The sequence below is a fragment of the Robiginitalea sediminis genome, assembly GCF_002198115.1.
Lineage (GTDB): Bacteria > Bacteroidota > Bacteroidia > Flavobacteriales > Flavobacteriaceae > Robiginitalea > Robiginitalea sediminis.
In genome coordinates, this window is sequence record NZ_NGNR01000001.1 from 461,951 (window position 1) to 478,784 (window position 16,834).

Genomic DNA, 16,834 nt, shown 5'->3' on the forward strand with positions numbered 1-16,834 from the left:
TACCTTTTTTTTGCTAAACCCCAATAATTCAGAAAACTATTTCTCCCTATTCTTACCCTTTCCCCCGCGCTTGAGTCGCTGCTTCTGCAGCGGGTTGCTCGAGAGCTCCTCGAACTCGCTGCGGTGGCTGAAGATCTCCAGGGCGGTAAAAACCGCTTCGGTAAAGGAAGAGGGGTCTGCTACTCCCTTGCCGGCAATGTCGTAGGCCGTTCCGTGGTCCGGGGAGGTGCGCACCCGGGAAAGCCCGGCTGTAAAATTCACGCCCTTCCCGAAGGCCAGGGTCTTAAAGGGGATGAGGCCCTGGTCGTGGTACCCCGCCAGGACAGCATCGAAATTCCGGTAGTTGTCCGAGGCAAAGAAGGTGTCTGCCGCATAAGGCCCGAATACCAGGTGGCCTTCGGCCGCGAGTTTGGCCAGGGCTGGCTTCAGGACCTCTTCGTCTTCCCGGCCTATGACGCCCTCGTCCCCGCTGTGCGGATTTATCCCAAGTACGGCGATACGAGGCTTGCGCACCCCAAAATCCCGCACAAGGGAGTCCTCCATGGCTTTGAGCTTGGATGCAATCCGCTTCTGGGTGATAAGCCCGGGGGCATCCTTCACGGGCACATGGTCGGTCAGAAGGCCTACCCTGAGGTCTTCGCAAACCATAAACATCAGGCTCTCCCCGCCCAGTTCCTGAGCCAGGTAATCCGTATGCCCGGGAAAGGTGAAATCCTTGCTCTGTACATTTTTCTTGTTGATGGGGGCCGTTACCAGCACGTCGATATCGCCGTCTTTCAAAGACCGGACAGCGGCTTTAAGGGATTTAATGGCATAGGCGCCTCCCTGCTCGGTGGCCTTCCCTACTTCGATAAGCGGGTGGTCCTTCCATATATTCACCACATTCACCTTCCCGGGGATGGCAGCCGAGGCCTCCTGGACCCCCTGGAACTTGAAGCTGATACCCAGCTGCTGCATGAAGTGGGAAAGGGTCTTGCCCGAAGCGAAGATCACCGGGGTGCAGAAGTCCAGCATCCGGCTGTCTTCGAAGGTTTTCAGGATAATTTCACACCCAATCCCCCCCAGGTCTCCTATGGAAATGCCCAGTTTGGGCTTATGGTTTTCTTCCTGCATGAATACGTACCTTTGTAGGGCTTAATTCGGCATAAAAGTACTTAAATTCACTATACCATGTTTACCGGCATAATCGAATCGATGGGAGAGGTGGTGCGCCTGGACCGGGAAGGCACCAACCTGCACATCCGGGTAAAATCCGCCCTGGCAAACGAACTGAAAATAGACCAGAGCCTGGCACACAACGGGGTTTGTTTAACCGTGGTGGGCATCGAGGGGGACACCTACACCGTAACGGCTGTGGCCGAAACCCTCAAACGCTCCAATCTCGGAACACTCACCATGGGCAGCAAGGTAAACCTGGAACGGGCCATGGTCATGGGCGCTCGGCTCGATGGGCACCTGGTTCAGGGGCATGTGGACCAAACCGCGACCTGTGTGCAAATCGATGAAGAAAACGGCAGCTGGGCCTTCCATTTCGAATACGATGCTGCGGGAGGGAACCGCACCATCCCGAAAGGCTCCATTACCGTAGACGGGGTAAGCCTGACGGTGGTAGACTCCCAAACCGGGCGCTTTAGTGTGGCCATCATCCCATACACCTACGAGCACACCCGCTTCGGGCACTACCAGGTTGGGGACCCGGTAAACCTGGAATTCGATATGATCGGGAAATACGTGGCTGCCCTGGTGGCGCCCCACCTACCTACACCTTGATAAAAATGCCTTTGCGGTACATCCACCAGCCTACCAGCAGGTAAAAGCCCATCACCGAGAGGGCGTATAGCAGGGAGGAAAGCTCCAGTGCCATAAAGTCATGGACATAAAGGGTGTTGAACAGCCACCCGTGGATGCTTTGGCCCTCCCCTACCTGGATCTGGTAAAACAGGCTGGTGACAAAACTGGAGAGGAAATATACCGTGATGGCGTTGGACCCGGCGTACCGGAAAATGCTGCCAAAAGATATTCCTTTTACGTCGGTAATGTAGTAGATCAGGCCCAGGACAAGGTTGGCCCAACCGGCAGTTACCAGCACAAAACTGCTGGTCCAAAGCGCCTTGTTAATGGGGAATACAAAATCCCAAAGGGTGCCCAGCACCAGGAGCCCAACCCCCATGAGCAGCATCTTGCGCAGCTTATCCTTGGTTTCCGACACCAGCAGCATCCCCGTGAATATGCCCAGGATGGAAGTGACGATGGAAGGCAGGGTGCTCAATAGCCCTTCCGGGTCGTAATCGTCCTTGTACATATGGGTGCCGAAGACATTCAAATCTATGTAGTTGGCCCAGTTATTGGCTGCCCGCTCGAAGGTCGGGGCCTGCCCGTCCAGTGGGATAAAGCCCATCCAGACCCAGTACCCGAGCAGGAGGGTAATGGCAATGCCCAGCAGGGTTTTCCAGTTGGTGTGGAGATACAGCAGGGCAGCGATTCCGAAAACCACCCCGATGCGCTGCAGGACCCCGGGGAACCGGATTTCGCTGAATGGCTCAAAAAACGGCCACTTCACGGTAAAGGCTCCCAGGAAAATCCCCAGGCCGATGAGCTTGAGCACGCGGACCCCGATTTTCTTGTACGTGGAGGCATCGGGCTGTTTGTTTCGATAGGCAAAAACAATGGATGTCCCTACGATAAACAGGAAAAAAGGGAACACTAGGTCCGTGGGGGTGTATCCGTGCCATTCCGCATGGAGGAAGGGCGCGTATACAGCCCGCCAGGTGCCGGGGGTGTTCACCAGAATCATCAGGGCAATGGTAAGACCCCGGAAGATGTCGACGGATAGGATGCGTTGTTTCATATGGTTATAGTATGTCTCCTTTGATTTCGTTCCAAACCCTTTTCAGCAGGATACCCGCAATAACAACGGCTACGGTAAGCCCCGTGGCCAGGCCATAGTTGCCGTAGATCCAGTTGCCGGTGGCAAACATGGCGCCGTAGACCAGCACACAGCCGATGAGCATGGCCAGGACCCCGTAGGGCACCGTCCATTTGGCGTCGGGCTCATCGAGTTCCACCTGGTCCTCCCGGGCTTCCTCCACAATCTTGCGCCAACCCGGGCCGCCGGGGCGGGTTTTCTTGTAAAACCGCCTGAGGGTTCCAGTGGTTTCCGGGGGCGTCACAAACGTAACGACCACCCAGACCACGGTGGTTATCAGGACCACCATGGGAAAGCGGCTCCAGCCGGGCAACACCCCTTCTATGGCCTGCCCTGCCGTATCTGTACCCCCAAACAATTGGGTCCCGACATCGGTCAGGTTAAAGAGCAGGGAGACAATCCCGGAAACGAACATGGCGGAAATCTCGCTCCAGGCATTGATCCGCCACCAGAACCAGCGAAGGATAAAGATAAGGCCCGTCCCCGCCCCGAACATGAGAATTATATCGAAGAGTTGCAGGGCGTTTTGCAGCACCAGGGCCAGCAAGGCGCTGAAGATCATCAGGACTACGGTTGTTATCCGCCCTACGGCAACGAGCTCCTTTTCGGAAGCCTCCTTCCGGATCTGCTGCTTGTAAAAGTCGTTTACCACATAGGAAGACCCCCAGTTCAGATGAGTGGATATGGTAGACATATAGGCCGCACCCAGGGATGCGAGCACAATACCCAGCAAGCCGCTGGGCAGTTTGGTTAGCATGGCGGAATAGGCCAGGTCGTTCCCAAGCTTGCTGGCTTCCACGTTGGGGAACGCCTCGTGGATGCTGGCCACGTCCGGGTAGATGACCAGGGAGGCCAGGGCCACCAGGATCCAGGGCCAGGGTCTCAGGGCGTAGTGCATGATATTGAAGAAGAAGGTCGCCCCTATGGCATGGCTTTCATTTTTGGCCGCCAGCATCCGCTGGGCAATATACCCCCCGCCCCCGGGTTCCCCCCCCGGGTACCAGGCACTCCACCATTGGACAGCCAGGGGAATAATCAGCAACCCTATCAGCGCTTCGGTATCGCTAAAGTCCGGTAATATGGAGAGTTTTCCCTTTACATTGGCATGGCTGATTAGCTCGCGGACCCCCCCTACCTCCGGGAGGTTTACCAGATATATGGCCGCCCCCACCGCGCCGGCAATGGCTACGAAAAACAGGACGAAGTCCGTATAGACTACCCCGCGAAACCCGCCCACGGCGCTGAATATCACGGTGATCACCCCACCGATAAGAACGGTTTCCACCGGTGAGAGCCCCAACATGACCTGCCCGATTTTGATGGCCGCCAGGGTTACGGCAGACATGGCCATAATGTTAAAGACGATTCCGAGGTATACAGACCTGAACCCGCGCAGGAAATGGGCGGGCTTCCCCCCGTACCGCAGGTCGTAAAATTCCATATCGGTGGCCACGTCGGAGCGCCTCCAGAGTTTGGCATAGACAAATACCGTGAGCAGGCCGGTAAGCAGAAAGGCCCACCAGACCCAGTTCCCGGCTACCCCGTTGCTGCGGACGATATCGGTGACCAGGTTTGGGGTGTCTGTGGAAAAGGTAGTAGCCACCATGGAAAACCCCAACAGCCACCACGGCATGCTCCGGCCCGAGAGGAAGTACTCGGTGGTATTCTTGCCGGATTGGCGGGAGACCATGATCCCGATGAGTAATACAATGCTGAAAAACCCTATAATCAGGGCGTAGTCGAGGGTACTGAGTTCCATGGTTTGGTTGGCTTAGGCACTAAAGATAATTTATTTTAAGATACCTTTGGAACGCCTATGCCCGCTGCCCTTTCCTTTGCCGAACTCTCCCTGACCGCCTGGTTGCTCGCGCTGGGGGCGGCTTTTATTCAAGGGCTATCCAAGTCCGGGATCAAAGGTACTGCCGTCCTCTCCGTAACCCTTATGGCCCTTGCCCTCGGGGCCCGTCAATCTACGGGGTTGCTGGTCCCCCTTCTGGTTTTCGGGGACATCTTCGCCGTAGTGTATTACCACCGCCACGCCCAGTGGAGGTATATCTGGAAGTTCCTGCCCTGGATGATCCTGGGGATCCTCATCGGGGTCTGGACGGGCAAGGACCTGCCCGAATCCGTTTTCAAGTGGGCTATGGCGGGGATTATCCTTATCAGCGTGGCCATGATGGCCTGGTGGGACCTGCGCAAAAGCCAGCGGGTACCGGGGCACTGGGCCTTCGCCGGGTTTGTGGGGACACTTGCGGGGTTTACCACCATGGTGGGCAATCTCGCGGGCGCCTTCTCCAATATTTATTTCCTGGCCATGCGACTGCCCAAAAACGCCTTTATCGGGACCGCGGCATGGCTTTTCCTGATCATCAACGTCTTTAAGCTCCCGTTCCATATTTTCGTTTGGGAAACCATCGATTTGGAGGTGCTCCACATCAACCTCTACCTCCTTCCGGCACTGCTGCTGGGGTTGCTCACAGGCATCTGGCTGGTGCGCTGCATCCGCGAACAGTTCTTCAGGCGCCTTATCCTGGTGCTTACGGCACTGGGAGCGGTCCTTATGTTGCTGCGCTAGGGCAGCAGTACCAGGGTAGCCAGTACCGGAAAATGGTCCGAAGGATAGCCTTTTTCCCGGGTTTCGCTCAGGGTGGCGAACCGGGAAACGCTGAGCCGGTCCCCACTGATAAAGATATAGTCGATCCTCCGGGTGGCCGGGGAAGTACAGTCGAACCCGTTAAAGGTCCCCGCCGGCCCATAAGCCGCTGCCCCTGCAGCCATAAAGGCGTCTGTCATAGACCCGGACAGGATTTGGATGGGCTCCGTCTCCGGCTCTAGGTTCAGGTCTCCGGTAAGGATGACCGGGAACCCCTCCCTATTTATCTCTTTGATTTTTGATCGGATCAGCTGTACGCTTTCCCGCCGGGCCTCCTGGCCGATATGGTCAAAATGGGTGTTGAACATAAGGAAACGACGCCCGGACGCCCGGTGCCGGAAGAAGCCGTAGGTGCAGATGCGGTTCAGAGCTGCATCCCACCCGCGGGAAGGGATCTCCGGGGTTTGTGAAAGCCAGAACGTCCCCTCCGAGAGTAGTTCCAGCCGATCGGTCCTGTAAAAAATTGCCGAGTATTCCCCCTCGTTCTCGCCGGCATCACGACCCTTGCCAAAGTAGGCATACTGCGGTAGCCCGCTGGCGATATCCGCCAGCTGGTGGGCCAGCCCCTCCTGGGTCCCTACCAAGTCCGGGGCATGATAGGCGATCTGGGAAACCAGGTGGGCCTTTCGGTTCCCCCAGGCATTTTCCCCGTCTGCGGGGTTGTCGAACCGGATGTTGTAAGACATCACCTGCAGCTCCTGGGATACGGCTATAAATGGCAGCACCAGTAATACCAGGGCAGCGGTCCTGTAACGCCATATGTTCTTCATGGTCATTTCGCGTCTTGTTTCCGATGTGAAAAAAGCCAGGGCAAAAGCTCCGGCTCGGCCAGGGCATAGTCCCAACTGTTGTGGTTGACCTGGTGGTAGAGGGTGAACCCTGGGCGGGCGCCGGCCTCAAAAAGGGCATTTACCATCTCCAGGGAATGGTCCGGGGCCACCACCTGGTCCACAGCCCCGTGGAAGACCCAGAGGGGGACCTTCCGGGCATAGCCGGAAACAGTCTCGGGAACCCCGGCCCCGCAAATAGGTATGGCGGCGGCAAACAAATCCGGCTTGCGGTGAAGCAGTTCGAAGGTGCCCATCCCCCCCATGGACAACCCCATCACGTAGATCCGCTGAGGGTCCACATAGGGAGACTCCCCGTAGGACTCCAGCAGGTTAATGACCAGGTCCAGGGACCGGGTCGGGCCCTTATCATATTGGAAGTCGAGACCTATAGGGTAGGAAGACCGGTCTATGGCCACCTGCGCCCAATAGTCGCCTTCCGCACATTGGGGGAAAAGCACGATGGCCGGATAGGCCCGGCGCCAAAGCGGCTGCATAAACAGCCCGCTGCCATACACCAGCTGGCGCTCGTTGTCTGAGCCGCGTTCCCCTCCTCCGTGGAGGAAGAGGACCAGGGGGTACTTTTGGGCAGGGTCAAAGCCTTCAGGCAACAATTTCCGGTACCTCAGGGTATCTGTGCCCACTACGTGGGTTTCCCTGCTGTAGGGGGAGGCGGGCTGGGCCATGGCCATGGCCATTCCCCCCAGCACCATGGTAAAACAAAGCCAGGCATTCCGTTTCATGTACAAAGGGTTAGGGTTAACCCCTACAAGATAGGGAATGCCTGGCTCGCTGCCAGACGGTAAAGCCCATTTTTCGCCTTAGTGCGGCAGTTTATCCCGGAGCAGGCCGTAGACAAAGGTGCCCAGGATGGCGGCAACAATCACCACCAGGATGGAAACATATCCCGCCCCCACCAGGGTAAACATCGGGCCGGGACAGGCCCCAGCCAGACCCCATCCCAGCCCAAAGAGCAGGCCGCCAATGGCATACCTGGGAATACTTTTATCCTTGGGTTCAAAGACAATGGGTTCTCCGTAAAAGGATTTGATCTTAAACCGTTTGATGGCCGCCACAATAATCACCCCAAGCCCTACTGCGGTCCCGATGATGCCATACATGTGGAAGGCGTCAAATTTGAACATTTCGTAAATCCGGAACCAGGAAGCGGCTTCCGATTTGAACATGGTGATCCCGAAAAGGATCCCTATCAGCAAATAACTAAGACTGCGCATTAGGAGAAGATTAGGGGGAATAACAAATAAATCATGATCATACCGCCGGCAAAAAACCCGATAACGGCAACCAGGGACGGCCATTGCAGGTTACTGAGGCCGGAGATGGCGTGTCCGGACGTGCATCCCCCGGCATAGCGGGCTCCGAAGCCCACCAAAAAGCCCCCAAGGGCAATCAGGCCAATACTTTTCCAGTTGGTCAGGCTCTCGGTTGCGTACAATTCCGTGGGCAGGTATGCCGCCCCGGCACTTTCAAACCCCAGGCCCTGCAGTTCCTGCACGGTGTTTGGGTTTATATGTACCGCTGCGTCTGCAGTAAGGAAGGTTGAAGCGAGAAACCCCCCGATGATGGCGCCGGCCACCACAATGAGGTTCCATTTCTGGCTCTTCCAGTCGAACTTAAAGAATTCCGATTGCTTGTCTGCCCCGCAGATGGTGCAAAGGGTCCTGAGGTTGGAAGACATTCCGAAGTTCTTGCCTACCAGCAACAACAGCAGCATGACAAAGGCAATGGCCGCGCCGGAAACATACCACGGCCAGGGTTCATAAATCCATTCCATTTCGATGGGATTAAATTGGGTTGATTATAAAGGCGGGGGGAGCTCCCCCCGCCCGGTTGGTTTTATCCGTGCCCTTGCTCAGACATCCTTGCCTTTCAGCATCTTGTTCCAATACAGGTAGGGCAGTCCGTATTTCTTGAGCATCCACAACCTCCAGAGTTCCTTGGAAGAATCCGAGATCATCATCATCTTCAGCTTGGGGTCCGGGGTGAAAGTGTTGTCGTAATCGAATTCGGCCAGGACCATTTTCCCGTAATCGGTAACAAGCGGGCAGGAAGAGTACCCGTTATAGGCCTTGGTGCCCAGGATATTGCGGGAGCGAAGGAGCTGGATATTATCCACGACCACGGGAACCTGCTTACGGATGGCCGCACCGGTTTTGGCAGTGGGCAACCCGGCTACATCGCCCAGGCTGAAAACGTTCGGGTATTTGGTATGCTGCAGGGTGTGTTTATCCACATCCACCCATTTGGATTCGTTTACCAGGGGGGAGTTACGGACACAGTCCGGGGCCACGGAAGGAGGGGCTGTGTGCAGGAAATCGTAGTGGATCCCCGTGAGGTTCCCATCGGTTTCGGTCTTGATGTCTTTGTGGTTGTGCTCATGCATGTGGTCGGCGAACTCATACCACGCAATGCGGTTGGGCCCGTCTATCTTGACCAGTTTATACCCGAACCGCAGGTTGATGTCCTTGCGGTCTACCACATCCAGGAGGGTTTTTTTAATTTCAGGCACCCCGAAAATAACTGTGCCGGGCGTGGCAAACACCACTTCGGTTTTATCGCGTACCCCGGATTTGCGGAAATAGCTTTCGGCCAGGTACATGATTTTCTGAGGGGCTCCTCCGCATTTGATCGGGGTGGTGGGCTGGGTGAAAAGGGCAGTCCCCCCTTTGAAGTTCTTCAACAGGTTCCAGGTATGAACCGGGTCGGTGTAATTGCTGCAAACCACATCTTTGTCCAAAACGGCCCCGAGGCCGGGTACCAGGCTCATATCGTAGACCAGGCCCGGGGCCACCACGAGATAATCGTAGGTGAGGTCCCCGCTGGAAGCGGTGCTTACGGTATTTTTCTCCGGATCGAACCCGGTGGCGGCATCCTTGATCCAGGTAGCGCCCTTGGGCATTACAGAGGCCATCGGGCGGGCGGTTTTATCGAAGTTGAATGTGCCGGCGCCCACCAGGGTCCAGGCCGGTTGGTAATAATGGGTGTCTGCAGGCTCTACAATGCCCACTTTCATCTTTTTATCCGCATTCAGAAGGTTCGCGGCGGTCATGATGCCACCTGTTCCCCCTCCGATAATTAAAACTTCATAATGAGTATCCATCGTTAGGTGTTTTTAGAACTCCACTAAATTACACAACCTGAAACCAATACTTTGTAACAATGGTTACAATGGCACCGATGTCAATAAAATTAGGGGGTTGCACCTTTTTCGCTGCGGATGGGGCCAGAGGGGTTTCCCTTTCCCCGGGCGCAGCAAATATTCCGGTTTGTAACATTGGTTACAAATTCAATTGCTGAAAAGCACTATGTTTAAAACCTTCTACCACGTATAACCTTTAAGGAATGGAAAGACGCAAATTCGTTCAGAGATCCGGGCTGGGTGCGCTCAGCGCCCTACTGGGCGCCGAGATTGTCTTCGGCAACCGCCTCCCGGAAGGCCTGCCCCTGCTGGGGTTGCAGGACCCGGACCCCTTTAAGATGTTCGGCAAAGACCCCCAAATGGTGGTCCTGAACGACAAACCCTGGAACATGGAGGCCCTGGCACACCTGCTGGATGACCCCATTACGCCCAACCGGTTTATGTTTATCAGGAACAACGGAAAAATCCCGGAATCCATAGACGTGGCCAACTGGACCCTCACCTTCGACGGGGAAGCGGTTCGGAGCCCGAAGACCTATACCCTGAATGATCTCAAATCCCGATTTCCACAACACACCTACCAGCTCACCCTGGAGTGTGGGGGGAACGGGCGGAGCGAATTTGACCCGCCTGCCAAGGGCAACCAATGGACGGTAGGGGCTGTTTCCTGCGCCGAGTGGACCGGGGTGCGCCTGAGCGACGTCCTGAAGGATGTGGGCATCACCGCCAACGCGGTGTATATTGGCTACCATGCGGCGGACACCCACCTCAGCGGCGACCCCACCAAGGAACCCATCTCCCGGGGCATTCCCATAGACAAGGCCATGCAGGAGGAAACCCTCCTCGCCTTTAAAATGAACGGGGAGGACATCCCGCTGGCCCACGGGCACCCGTTGCGCCTGGTGGTCGGCGGCTGGCCTGCCTCCACCTCTGGGAAATGGCTCACCGGGATCAGCGTGCGGGACCGGGTCCACGACGGTGAAAAAATGACCGGGTCTTCCTATCGCGTCCCCTGCGAAACGGTTGCTCCCGGAGAAAAAGTTGCCGATGAGGATATGTGCATCATAGAATCCATGCCCGTTAAATCCTTGATTACCTCTCCCAAAACAGGGGCAACCCTGCCCCTGGGCCGCAGCCTGTCCTTCCGGGGGCATGCCTGGGCCGGGGACCTGCAAGTGTCGCGGGTGGATTATTCCATAGACTTTGGCAGCACCTGGAAGTCCTGCAATCTGGAGCAACCGGCAAACCGCCTGGCCTGGCAACATTTTTCAGGCACCGCTTCCTTCCCCAAGAAAGGCTACTACGAACTGTGGGTGCGGGCCACCGATAGCAACGGCAAGGCACAACCCATGGTACTCCCGGGTTGGAACCCCAAAGGGTACCTGAACAACGCCTGCCACCGAATCGCCCTAAAAATCACCTGATGGAGCCCGAACACGATTTTCATAAAAGCGCCCGGGCAGTATCGGGCTTGCTGGCCATGATCTTCGGGTTTTTCCTGGTCATTGCAGCCGTGTTGCTGTATGTCATGATAGACCCCGGCATGACGGCCTTCCGTTCCGAACCGGAACTGGCACAACAGCAAGCCGCCCCGCCTGCGGAGGACGATTTTGACAAGGTGGAGGACGGGATTCACGTCCGCACGGGCTTTGTGGCGGAAGAAGGCTATATGACTGTGGTAAACAACTGCACCAACTGCCACTCGGCCCTGCTGGTGACCCAGAACCGCATGTCCCGGGAGAGCTGGGAAGCCACCATCCGGTGGATGCAACAGACCCAGAACCTCTGGGACCTGGGCAAGAACGAAGAAATTATCCTGAACTACCTGGCCACCTACTACGCCCCGGAAAAGAAAGGGCGGAGGCAAAACCTTCAAGATATAGAATGGTATGTTCTGGAGAATTAGCATAGGGCTGCTCGCCGCGTTCACTTTGGCCTGCAAAGGTCCTTCAGGACCGGAACCGGGTACAGAGCCACAGGCCGTTTCCGGGCCTGAGGCCTACGCCGTGCCCGAAGCCCTCGTGGAGGCCAGCCAACTGCAATCCCTTCTGGGAAAGGAACATATAGTGGTGGTCGACTTCCGCAAACGGGAGGACTTCGACAAGGGGCACATCCCCGGAGCCATCCCTATGTGGCGCTCCGATATCGAAGCGGCCGAAAGCCCAATCCCGGGCATGATGGCATCCGCCCCTGAAATGGAGGCCCTCTTTTCCCGCCTGGGCATCCACCCGGCAGACACCCTCCTGGTTTACGACGACCAGGCCTGCTGTGACGCGGCCCGGCTCTGGTGGGTCCTTCAGGTCTATGGCCACGGCAAAGTCAGGCTGCTTAACGGAGGCCTGCATGCCTGGCAGGAGGCAGGCGGGGCACTGACGGCGGACTATCCGCCGCGGCCCGCTTCCCAATTCCGGTTTGAAGGGTCCGGGAACCCCGGGTTACGAATCGGCAAGGAAGAACTGCACCAGAACCTGGGAACCCCAGGGTTTATCGTCATCGATTCCCGCTCGGCGGAAGAGTACAGCGGGCTCCGGCAGAAAGCAGGGGCCGCGGCAGCCGGACGGATCCCTACCAGCACCAACAGGGACTGGGCCGGGGCCACGAATTACCATGGAGACAAAAAATTCAGGAGCACCAGGGAGCTCAAAGCCCGGTTTGCCTTTGCCGGCCACCCGGACTCTGCAAGGGTGGTGGCGTACTGCCATTCCGGGGTGCGTTCGGCTCACACCAGTTTTGTGCTGACGCAACTTCTGGGGTACCCAAGCGTCCGGAATTATGACGGTTCCTGGTTGGAGTGGAGCGCTACGGAAGGCGCCCCGATTGAAATAGATAGTGTGACAAAAATGTTTAAGTAGTTATGGAAAAGTATTTGGAAGCCTTTGGCAACGCATTTATGGGGACCCTGAACTGGACCTGGAAGTCCATCCTTTTTGAGGTGCCCTGGTATACGAATTACTTCTGGGGTCTGGTGCTTATTTCCCTGGTGGTTTGGGGGTTGGAAATCCTCTTCCCCTGGCGTAAGAACCAGTCTATCTTCCGGAGGGATTTCTGGCTGGATGCCTTTTACATGTTCTTCAATTTCTTCCTCTTCGCCATCGTGATCAGCGGGGTTTACCGGATGCTGCAACTCGCCTTCGGGGAACTCGGCATTACGGCAAAAAGCCTGGCCATAGTGGACATCGCTGCCTGGCCTGCCTGGCTGCAGCTGCTCGCATTCTTCATTGTGCTGGACTTTGTACAGTGGTTTACCCATATCCTCCTGCACAAATGGCCGGTGCTGTGGCAGTTCCACAAGGTGCACCACAGCGTTAAGGAGATGGGCTTTGCGGCGCACCTGCGCTACCACTGGATGGAGAATGTGCTGTACAAACCCCTGAAGACGTTTGGGGTGATGATCCTGGGCGGGTTCGAGCCGGAACAGGCGTATATCGTGCACTTTGCCGCCATCGCCATCGGCCACCTGAACCATTCCAACATCAAGCTGACCTATGGCCCGCTGAAATACCTGCTGAACAATCCGGTGATGCACCTCTACCACCATGCATACCACCTGCCCAAAGGCAGTTACGGGGTCAATTTCGGGATTAGCCTGAGTATCTGGGACTACATCTTCGGTAAAAATTACATCCCGGAAGACAGCGGGACCATCCCACTTGGTTTCCCTGGCGACGAGGACTTCCCCCAGGACTTCCTTCACCAGAATATCTACGGTTTTTCCAAGCCCAAGGATGGATAGGGCTCAATAGACCTTTTCCCCGGCCTGTAACCAGACAGACCAGGCGGCGCTGTAGGCGTGGGTCCGGGTTGTAGGCCCGGAAGCATCCCGTACCGGGTTGCCCTGGTTTACCCATTCAAAAATCCCCCCGTAGAGGTTGTACACGCGGGAATAACCCTCCTGTTCCAGGCGTCGGGCAATACGCTCGCTGCGGTACCCTACCGAACAGTAGACCACTATGGGCTGGTCTTTCGGGATGCCCTCCAAACGGGTAAGGTCAAAGGATTTGTAGCCCACCCACCGGGCTTCGGGAATATGGCTCACCTGGAATTCCTCCCATTCCCGGGCATCCAGGTAATACGCTCCCTGAAGCTGCCTTGCGGCCGGAACATCGGTTTCCGGGACCATATGTGAGAGGAGGGTGTCCAGAAGGGTGCCGAAGAGCGGGTTGCCCACCTCCTGGGCCTGTGCGGCGGTAGCCCCGAAGAGGCCCAAGGCCGCCAGGACCGATTTGATCTTGTTCTTCATAACGCTAGTCCCTTTCCAGGATAAAATCGACAGCCATTTCGGCATGCAGGTCTGTGGTAGCCAAAAGAGGGACATCCACATCCTCTTCCCGAATAAGCAGGGGCAGTTCCGTGCATCCCAGGATAATCCCATCGGCCCCCCGGTCCCGCAGCAGGCCAATCTGGGCTTTGTAAAACTGCCTGGCCTCCTCGGTAAACTTCCCGTGCGTCAGTTCCCGGGAGATAAAGTAATGGGATTTGGGGATGGAAGGCTCCTCCGGGATAAGGGTTTCAATCCCGAATTCAGTCTGGAGCCGGCCGGGGATAAAATCGCCGGTCATCGTTGGCTTGTTCCCCAACAGCCCCAGGGTTTTGAGCCCCCTGGAAGCCGCCGCACGCCCGGTTGCATCCGCAATGTGCAGGATGGGGATCCCGATGCGGGGCTGGACGTGCTGGTATACCATATGGGGGGTGTTGGCACAGATGACAATCCCCTGGGCCCCATGCTGTTCCAACAGCCGCGCCACCTCGAGGTATTTGGCGCGGATTCGGTCCCCGTCCTGGGATCGCATGACCTCTATGTTAATACTGTGCAGGACCAGTTCCGGGTTGCCCTGGGTCCCGATATGGCGGGCCACCCCTTCGTTTATCATCCGGTAATAGGCCTCCGTGGCATGCCAGGAAGTGCCCCCGATCATTCCGAGAACTCGCATACGCTTACTGATTATTGGTCCGAAGGTACCGAAACCTTCCACAACCCGCGCAGTTGGCCGGGCTGGTACCCGACGGCCTCATCGGCCGGATAGCGGTCTGCTAAAATGCGCAATACCCCTTCCGGGATATCGGCCCCGGGCGTCCCGTGGCATTTCATGCAAAGGTCTGCGGTCTGGATGGGGAAGTAGTAATGGGTCTGGCTCCCTTCGGTAATTTCCAGGAGGGTTTCCATATCGGCCCCTTCCTGGCGCAATTGCGCCATAAGGGCAATCTCGGCCTCGCTGGCTATATTTTCAGGGTTCCGGGCCCTGTCGGTGACCCGGCGGATGGCCACGCCGTGCTTTTGGGCAACACTGTCGGTGATGGGTAGTGCGCGAACCTTACAAAAGTCTATGGCTCCTTCCGGGCCCGATGCTGCTATTATTTGCTGCAGCGTGGACCCCAGGGCTACCTGGGTCTCCATGGCCATTTTGCCGGCATCTTCACGCCCTATCGCCGTTTCGGCTTCCGGAGCGGGTTCGGGTTTGGGGGTCTCCTTACACTGGGCCAGGACAAGTGCCAGGGCCAAGAGAAATACGGTCTTTTTCATTCCAGGTGGTTTTACAGGGACAACCCGTTTAAAGCGTGGGCATCCAAGGGGGTGATAAAAAGAAAGCGGCCCGTATTGGGGCCGCTCTCCTCACTAAAAACAATCAACTCAACCATTTCCTCCGGGCAGGCCCGGGATTTTCATCCCTTCGTCAGTGGGCTCCCCCGGATGATATACTCAAAAATAGAACGCCTGTAGCCGCCAGTCAGTAACCGATGTTACAAAGCCTTCTTTTTTGCGATTTTTAACATTTCCGCCTACAGGGTAGACGGGCAAACGTAATCCGTTACGGGAAGGCCAGCTTCCTTGATGGCGTCGAAACCTCCCAGGATATTCACCAGGTTGTGGATCCCGCGACTCTTCAGAATAGAAGCGGCAATCACAGACCGGTAGCCTCCGGCGCAATGCAGGTAAAAGACCTCTTCGGCCGGAAACTCCGCCAGGTGGTTGTTGAGGAAATCCAGGGGGGTGTTCTCGGCGTCTACCAAATGTTCGGAAAGGTATTCGCTCTCTTTTCGCACATCAAACACCTTCAGCTCTTCTTCTTCCTCGGCCATACGATCCTTCAGGCGGTCAGCTGAAACCGAGCTGACGGTATCGTACTCCAGGGACCCCAATTTCCAGGCGTCAAAACCGCCCTCCAGATACCCCAGCGTATTGTCGAAGCCCACCCGGGAAAGGCGGATCACAGCCTCTTCTTCCCGCCCCTGAGGGGCTACCAGCAGGATGGGTTGTTCGGTATCGGCCACCAGGGCCCCTACCCAGGGGGCAAAACTGCCATCCAGGCCAATAAAGATGGAACGGGGGATATGGCCTTTTACAAAGTCTTCCTCATTGCGCACATCCAGGATGAGCGCACCGGCCTCGTTGGCAGCTGCCTCAAAGGCCCGTGGGCTCAGGGGGCGTGTGCCGCGCTCCAGGACGGCATCCACGTGCTCATACCCCTCCTTGTTCATTTTTACGTTTAGCGGGAAGTATTTGGGCGGAGGCAACAGCCCTTCGGTAACCTCAGCGATAAACTCCTCCCGGGTCATGTCTGCCCGCAGGGCGTAATTGGTTTCCTTCTGGTGTCCCAGGGTGTCCACCGTTTCCTTCATCATATTCTTACCGCAGGCAGATCCGGCTCCGTGGGCCGGGTAAACCACCACCTCGTCTGAGAGGGGCATGATCTTGTTCCTGAGGCTGTCGTACAGGGTGGAGGCCAGTTGCTCCTGGGTCATGTCCGCTGCCTTCTGGGCCAGGTCCGGGCGGCCTACATCGCCGAGAAACAGGGTGTCCCCGCTAAAGATAGCGTGGTCCTTACCATTCTTGTCCCGAAGCAGGTAGGTGGTGCTTTCCATGGTGTGCCCGGGGGTGTGAAGGGCCACAATAGTCAGGTCTCCCAGGGGGAATTCCTGCCCGTCGGTGGCGATTATGGCATCGAACTTGGGGTTGGCCAGGGGGCCATAGACAATGGGCGCCCCGGTTTTGTCCGAAAGGGTCAGGTGGCCGCTCACGAAATCGGCGTGGAAGTGGGTTTCAAAGATGTATTTAATCTTTGCCCCATCCTGGCGTGCCCGTTTAATATAGGGCCCAACCTCCCGTAAGGGGTCAATAATGGCGGCTTCTCCCTTACTCTCTATGTAATAGGCTCCCTGTGCCAGGCAGCCGGTATAAATCTGCTCAATAGTCATAGTTGCATCTTTTGGTCAAAAATACCGCCGGGACGCAGCCCCCACAGTAACTCCGGTTACACAACCAAAAAACC

18 protein-coding genes are annotated in these 16,834 nt (G+C 56.7%); 6 read left to right on the forward strand and 12 right to left on the reverse strand.

Features of this window, described 5'->3' with window-relative positions; genetic code table 11:
• Positions 1 to 36: 36 nt before the first annotated feature.
• Positions 37 to 1,113: a 4-hydroxythreonine-4-phosphate dehydrogenase PdxA gene (gene pdxA / locus CA832_RS02110; protein WP_088339905.1), complete on the reverse strand. Its 1,077-nt coding sequence runs from the start codon at positions 1,111 to 1,113 to the stop codon at positions 37 to 39.
• 57 nt (positions 1,114 to 1,170) lie between these two features.
• Between pdxA and CA832_RS02115 the strand changes: the two genes are divergently transcribed.
• Complete coding sequence (locus tag CA832_RS02115) at positions 1,171 to 1,770, forward strand: riboflavin synthase (RefSeq protein ID WP_088339906.1); 600 nt, start codon at positions 1,171 to 1,173, stop codon at positions 1,768 to 1,770.
• Here the strand turns inward: CA832_RS02115 and CA832_RS02120 are convergent.
• Positions 1,760 to 2,848 carry an acyltransferase family protein gene (locus tag CA832_RS02120; RefSeq protein ID WP_088339907.1) on the reverse strand — a complete coding sequence of 363 codons (1,089 nt, stop codon included), beginning with the start codon at positions 2,846 to 2,848 and terminating at the stop codon, positions 1,760 to 1,762. The genes CA832_RS02115 and CA832_RS02120 overlap by 11 nt on opposite strands.
• Positions 2,849 to 2,852: 4 nt before the next feature.
• Complete coding sequence (locus tag CA832_RS02125; protein ID WP_088339908.1) at positions 2,853 to 4,685, reverse strand: sodium:solute symporter family protein; 1,833 nt, start codon at positions 4,683 to 4,685, stop codon at positions 2,853 to 2,855.
• A 57-nt stretch (positions 4,686 to 4,742) separates the two neighbouring features.
• Here CA832_RS02125 and CA832_RS02130 point away from each other — a divergent pair, with 57 nt between their 5' ends.
• Positions 4,743 to 5,501 (forward strand): sulfite exporter TauE/SafE family protein, encoded by a 759-nt coding sequence (locus CA832_RS02130; protein ID WP_088339909.1) that lies wholly within the window; start codon positions 4,743 to 4,745, stop codon positions 5,499 to 5,501.
• On the opposite strand, the gene CA832_RS02135 is transcribed toward CA832_RS02130, so the two are convergent.
• The 5 genes from CA832_RS02135 to CA832_RS02155 all read right to left on the reverse strand — a co-directional run bounded on the left by CA832_RS02135 (position 5,498) and on the right by CA832_RS02155 (position 9,527).
• Complete coding sequence (locus CA832_RS02135; RefSeq protein WP_233131708.1) at positions 5,498 to 6,349, reverse strand: endonuclease/exonuclease/phosphatase family protein; 852 nt, start codon at positions 6,347 to 6,349, stop codon at positions 5,498 to 5,500. The genes CA832_RS02130 and CA832_RS02135 overlap by 4 nt on opposite strands.
• Positions 6,350 to 6,351: 2 nt before the next feature.
• Entirely contained in the window at positions 6,352 to 7,149 is a 798-nt protein-coding gene (locus tag CA832_RS02140) for a carboxylesterase family protein (protein ID WP_088339910.1), read from the reverse strand.
• A 78-nt stretch (positions 7,150 to 7,227) separates the two neighbouring features.
• Positions 7,228 to 7,641, reverse strand: a complete 414-nt coding sequence (locus tag CA832_RS02145) for a DUF6691 family protein (RefSeq protein WP_088339911.1) — start codon at positions 7,639 to 7,641, stop codon at positions 7,228 to 7,230.
• A complete protein-coding gene (locus tag CA832_RS02150; protein ID WP_088339912.1) occupies positions 7,641 to 8,201 on the reverse strand; it encodes a YeeE/YedE family protein in 561 nt (186 codons plus the stop codon). The genes CA832_RS02145 and CA832_RS02150 overlap by 1 nt, the downstream gene beginning before the upstream one ends.
• A gap of 78 nt (positions 8,202 to 8,279) precedes the next feature.
• A complete protein-coding gene (locus CA832_RS02155; protein ID WP_088339913.1) occupies positions 8,280 to 9,527 on the reverse strand; it encodes an NAD(P)/FAD-dependent oxidoreductase in 1,248 nt (415 codons plus the stop codon).
• Between the two features lie 242 nt (positions 9,528 to 9,769).
• On the opposite strand from CA832_RS02155, the gene CA832_RS02160 reads away from it, so the two are divergent.
• From CA832_RS02160 to CA832_RS02175, 4 genes are read left to right on the forward strand one after another with little or no spacing between them, the layout of a single operon-like run.
• On the forward strand, positions 9,770 to 10,990 hold the full coding sequence (locus tag CA832_RS02160; RefSeq protein ID WP_088339914.1) for a sulfite oxidase: 1,221 nt from the start codon (positions 9,770 to 9,772) through the stop codon (positions 10,988 to 10,990).
• Positions 10,990 to 11,472 (forward strand): monoheme cytochrome C, encoded by a 483-nt coding sequence (locus tag CA832_RS02165; protein WP_088339915.1) that lies wholly within the window; start codon positions 10,990 to 10,992, stop codon positions 11,470 to 11,472. The genes CA832_RS02160 and CA832_RS02165 overlap by 1 nt, the downstream gene beginning before the upstream one ends.
• Positions 11,456 to 12,418, forward strand: a complete 963-nt coding sequence (locus tag CA832_RS02170; RefSeq protein WP_088339916.1) for a sulfurtransferase — start codon at positions 11,456 to 11,458, stop codon at positions 12,416 to 12,418. The genes CA832_RS02165 and CA832_RS02170 overlap by 17 nt, the downstream gene beginning before the upstream one ends.
• Positions 12,419 to 12,420: 2 nt before the next feature.
• Positions 12,421 to 13,299 carry a sterol desaturase family protein gene (locus CA832_RS02175; protein WP_088339917.1) on the forward strand — a complete coding sequence of 293 codons (879 nt, stop codon included), beginning with the start codon at positions 12,421 to 12,423 and terminating at the stop codon, positions 13,297 to 13,299.
• 3 nt (positions 13,300 to 13,302) lie between these two features.
• Here CA832_RS02175 and CA832_RS02180 read toward each other — a convergent pair whose 3' ends face one another.
• The 4 genes from CA832_RS02180 to CA832_RS02195 all read right to left on the reverse strand — a co-directional run bounded on the left by CA832_RS02180 (position 13,303) and on the right by CA832_RS02195 (position 16,760).
• Entirely contained in the window at positions 13,303 to 13,806 is a 504-nt protein-coding gene (locus tag CA832_RS02180) for a rhodanese-like domain-containing protein (RefSeq protein WP_198944430.1), read from the reverse strand.
• A 4-nt stretch (positions 13,807 to 13,810) separates the two neighbouring features.
• Positions 13,811 to 14,497, reverse strand: coding sequence for an aspartate/glutamate racemase family protein (locus tag CA832_RS02185; protein WP_088339918.1), 687 nt, complete (start codon positions 14,495 to 14,497; stop codon positions 13,811 to 13,813).
• Between the two features lie 11 nt (positions 14,498 to 14,508).
• Positions 14,509 to 15,087, reverse strand: coding sequence for a Tll0287-like domain-containing protein (locus CA832_RS02190; protein WP_088339919.1), 579 nt, complete (start codon positions 15,085 to 15,087; stop codon positions 14,509 to 14,511).
• A 257-nt stretch (positions 15,088 to 15,344) separates the two neighbouring features.
• Positions 15,345 to 16,760 carry an MBL fold metallo-hydrolase gene (locus CA832_RS02195; protein WP_088339920.1) on the reverse strand — a complete coding sequence of 472 codons (1,416 nt, stop codon included), beginning with the start codon at positions 16,758 to 16,760 and terminating at the stop codon, positions 15,345 to 15,347.
• Positions 16,761 to 16,834: the final 74 nt, after the last annotated feature.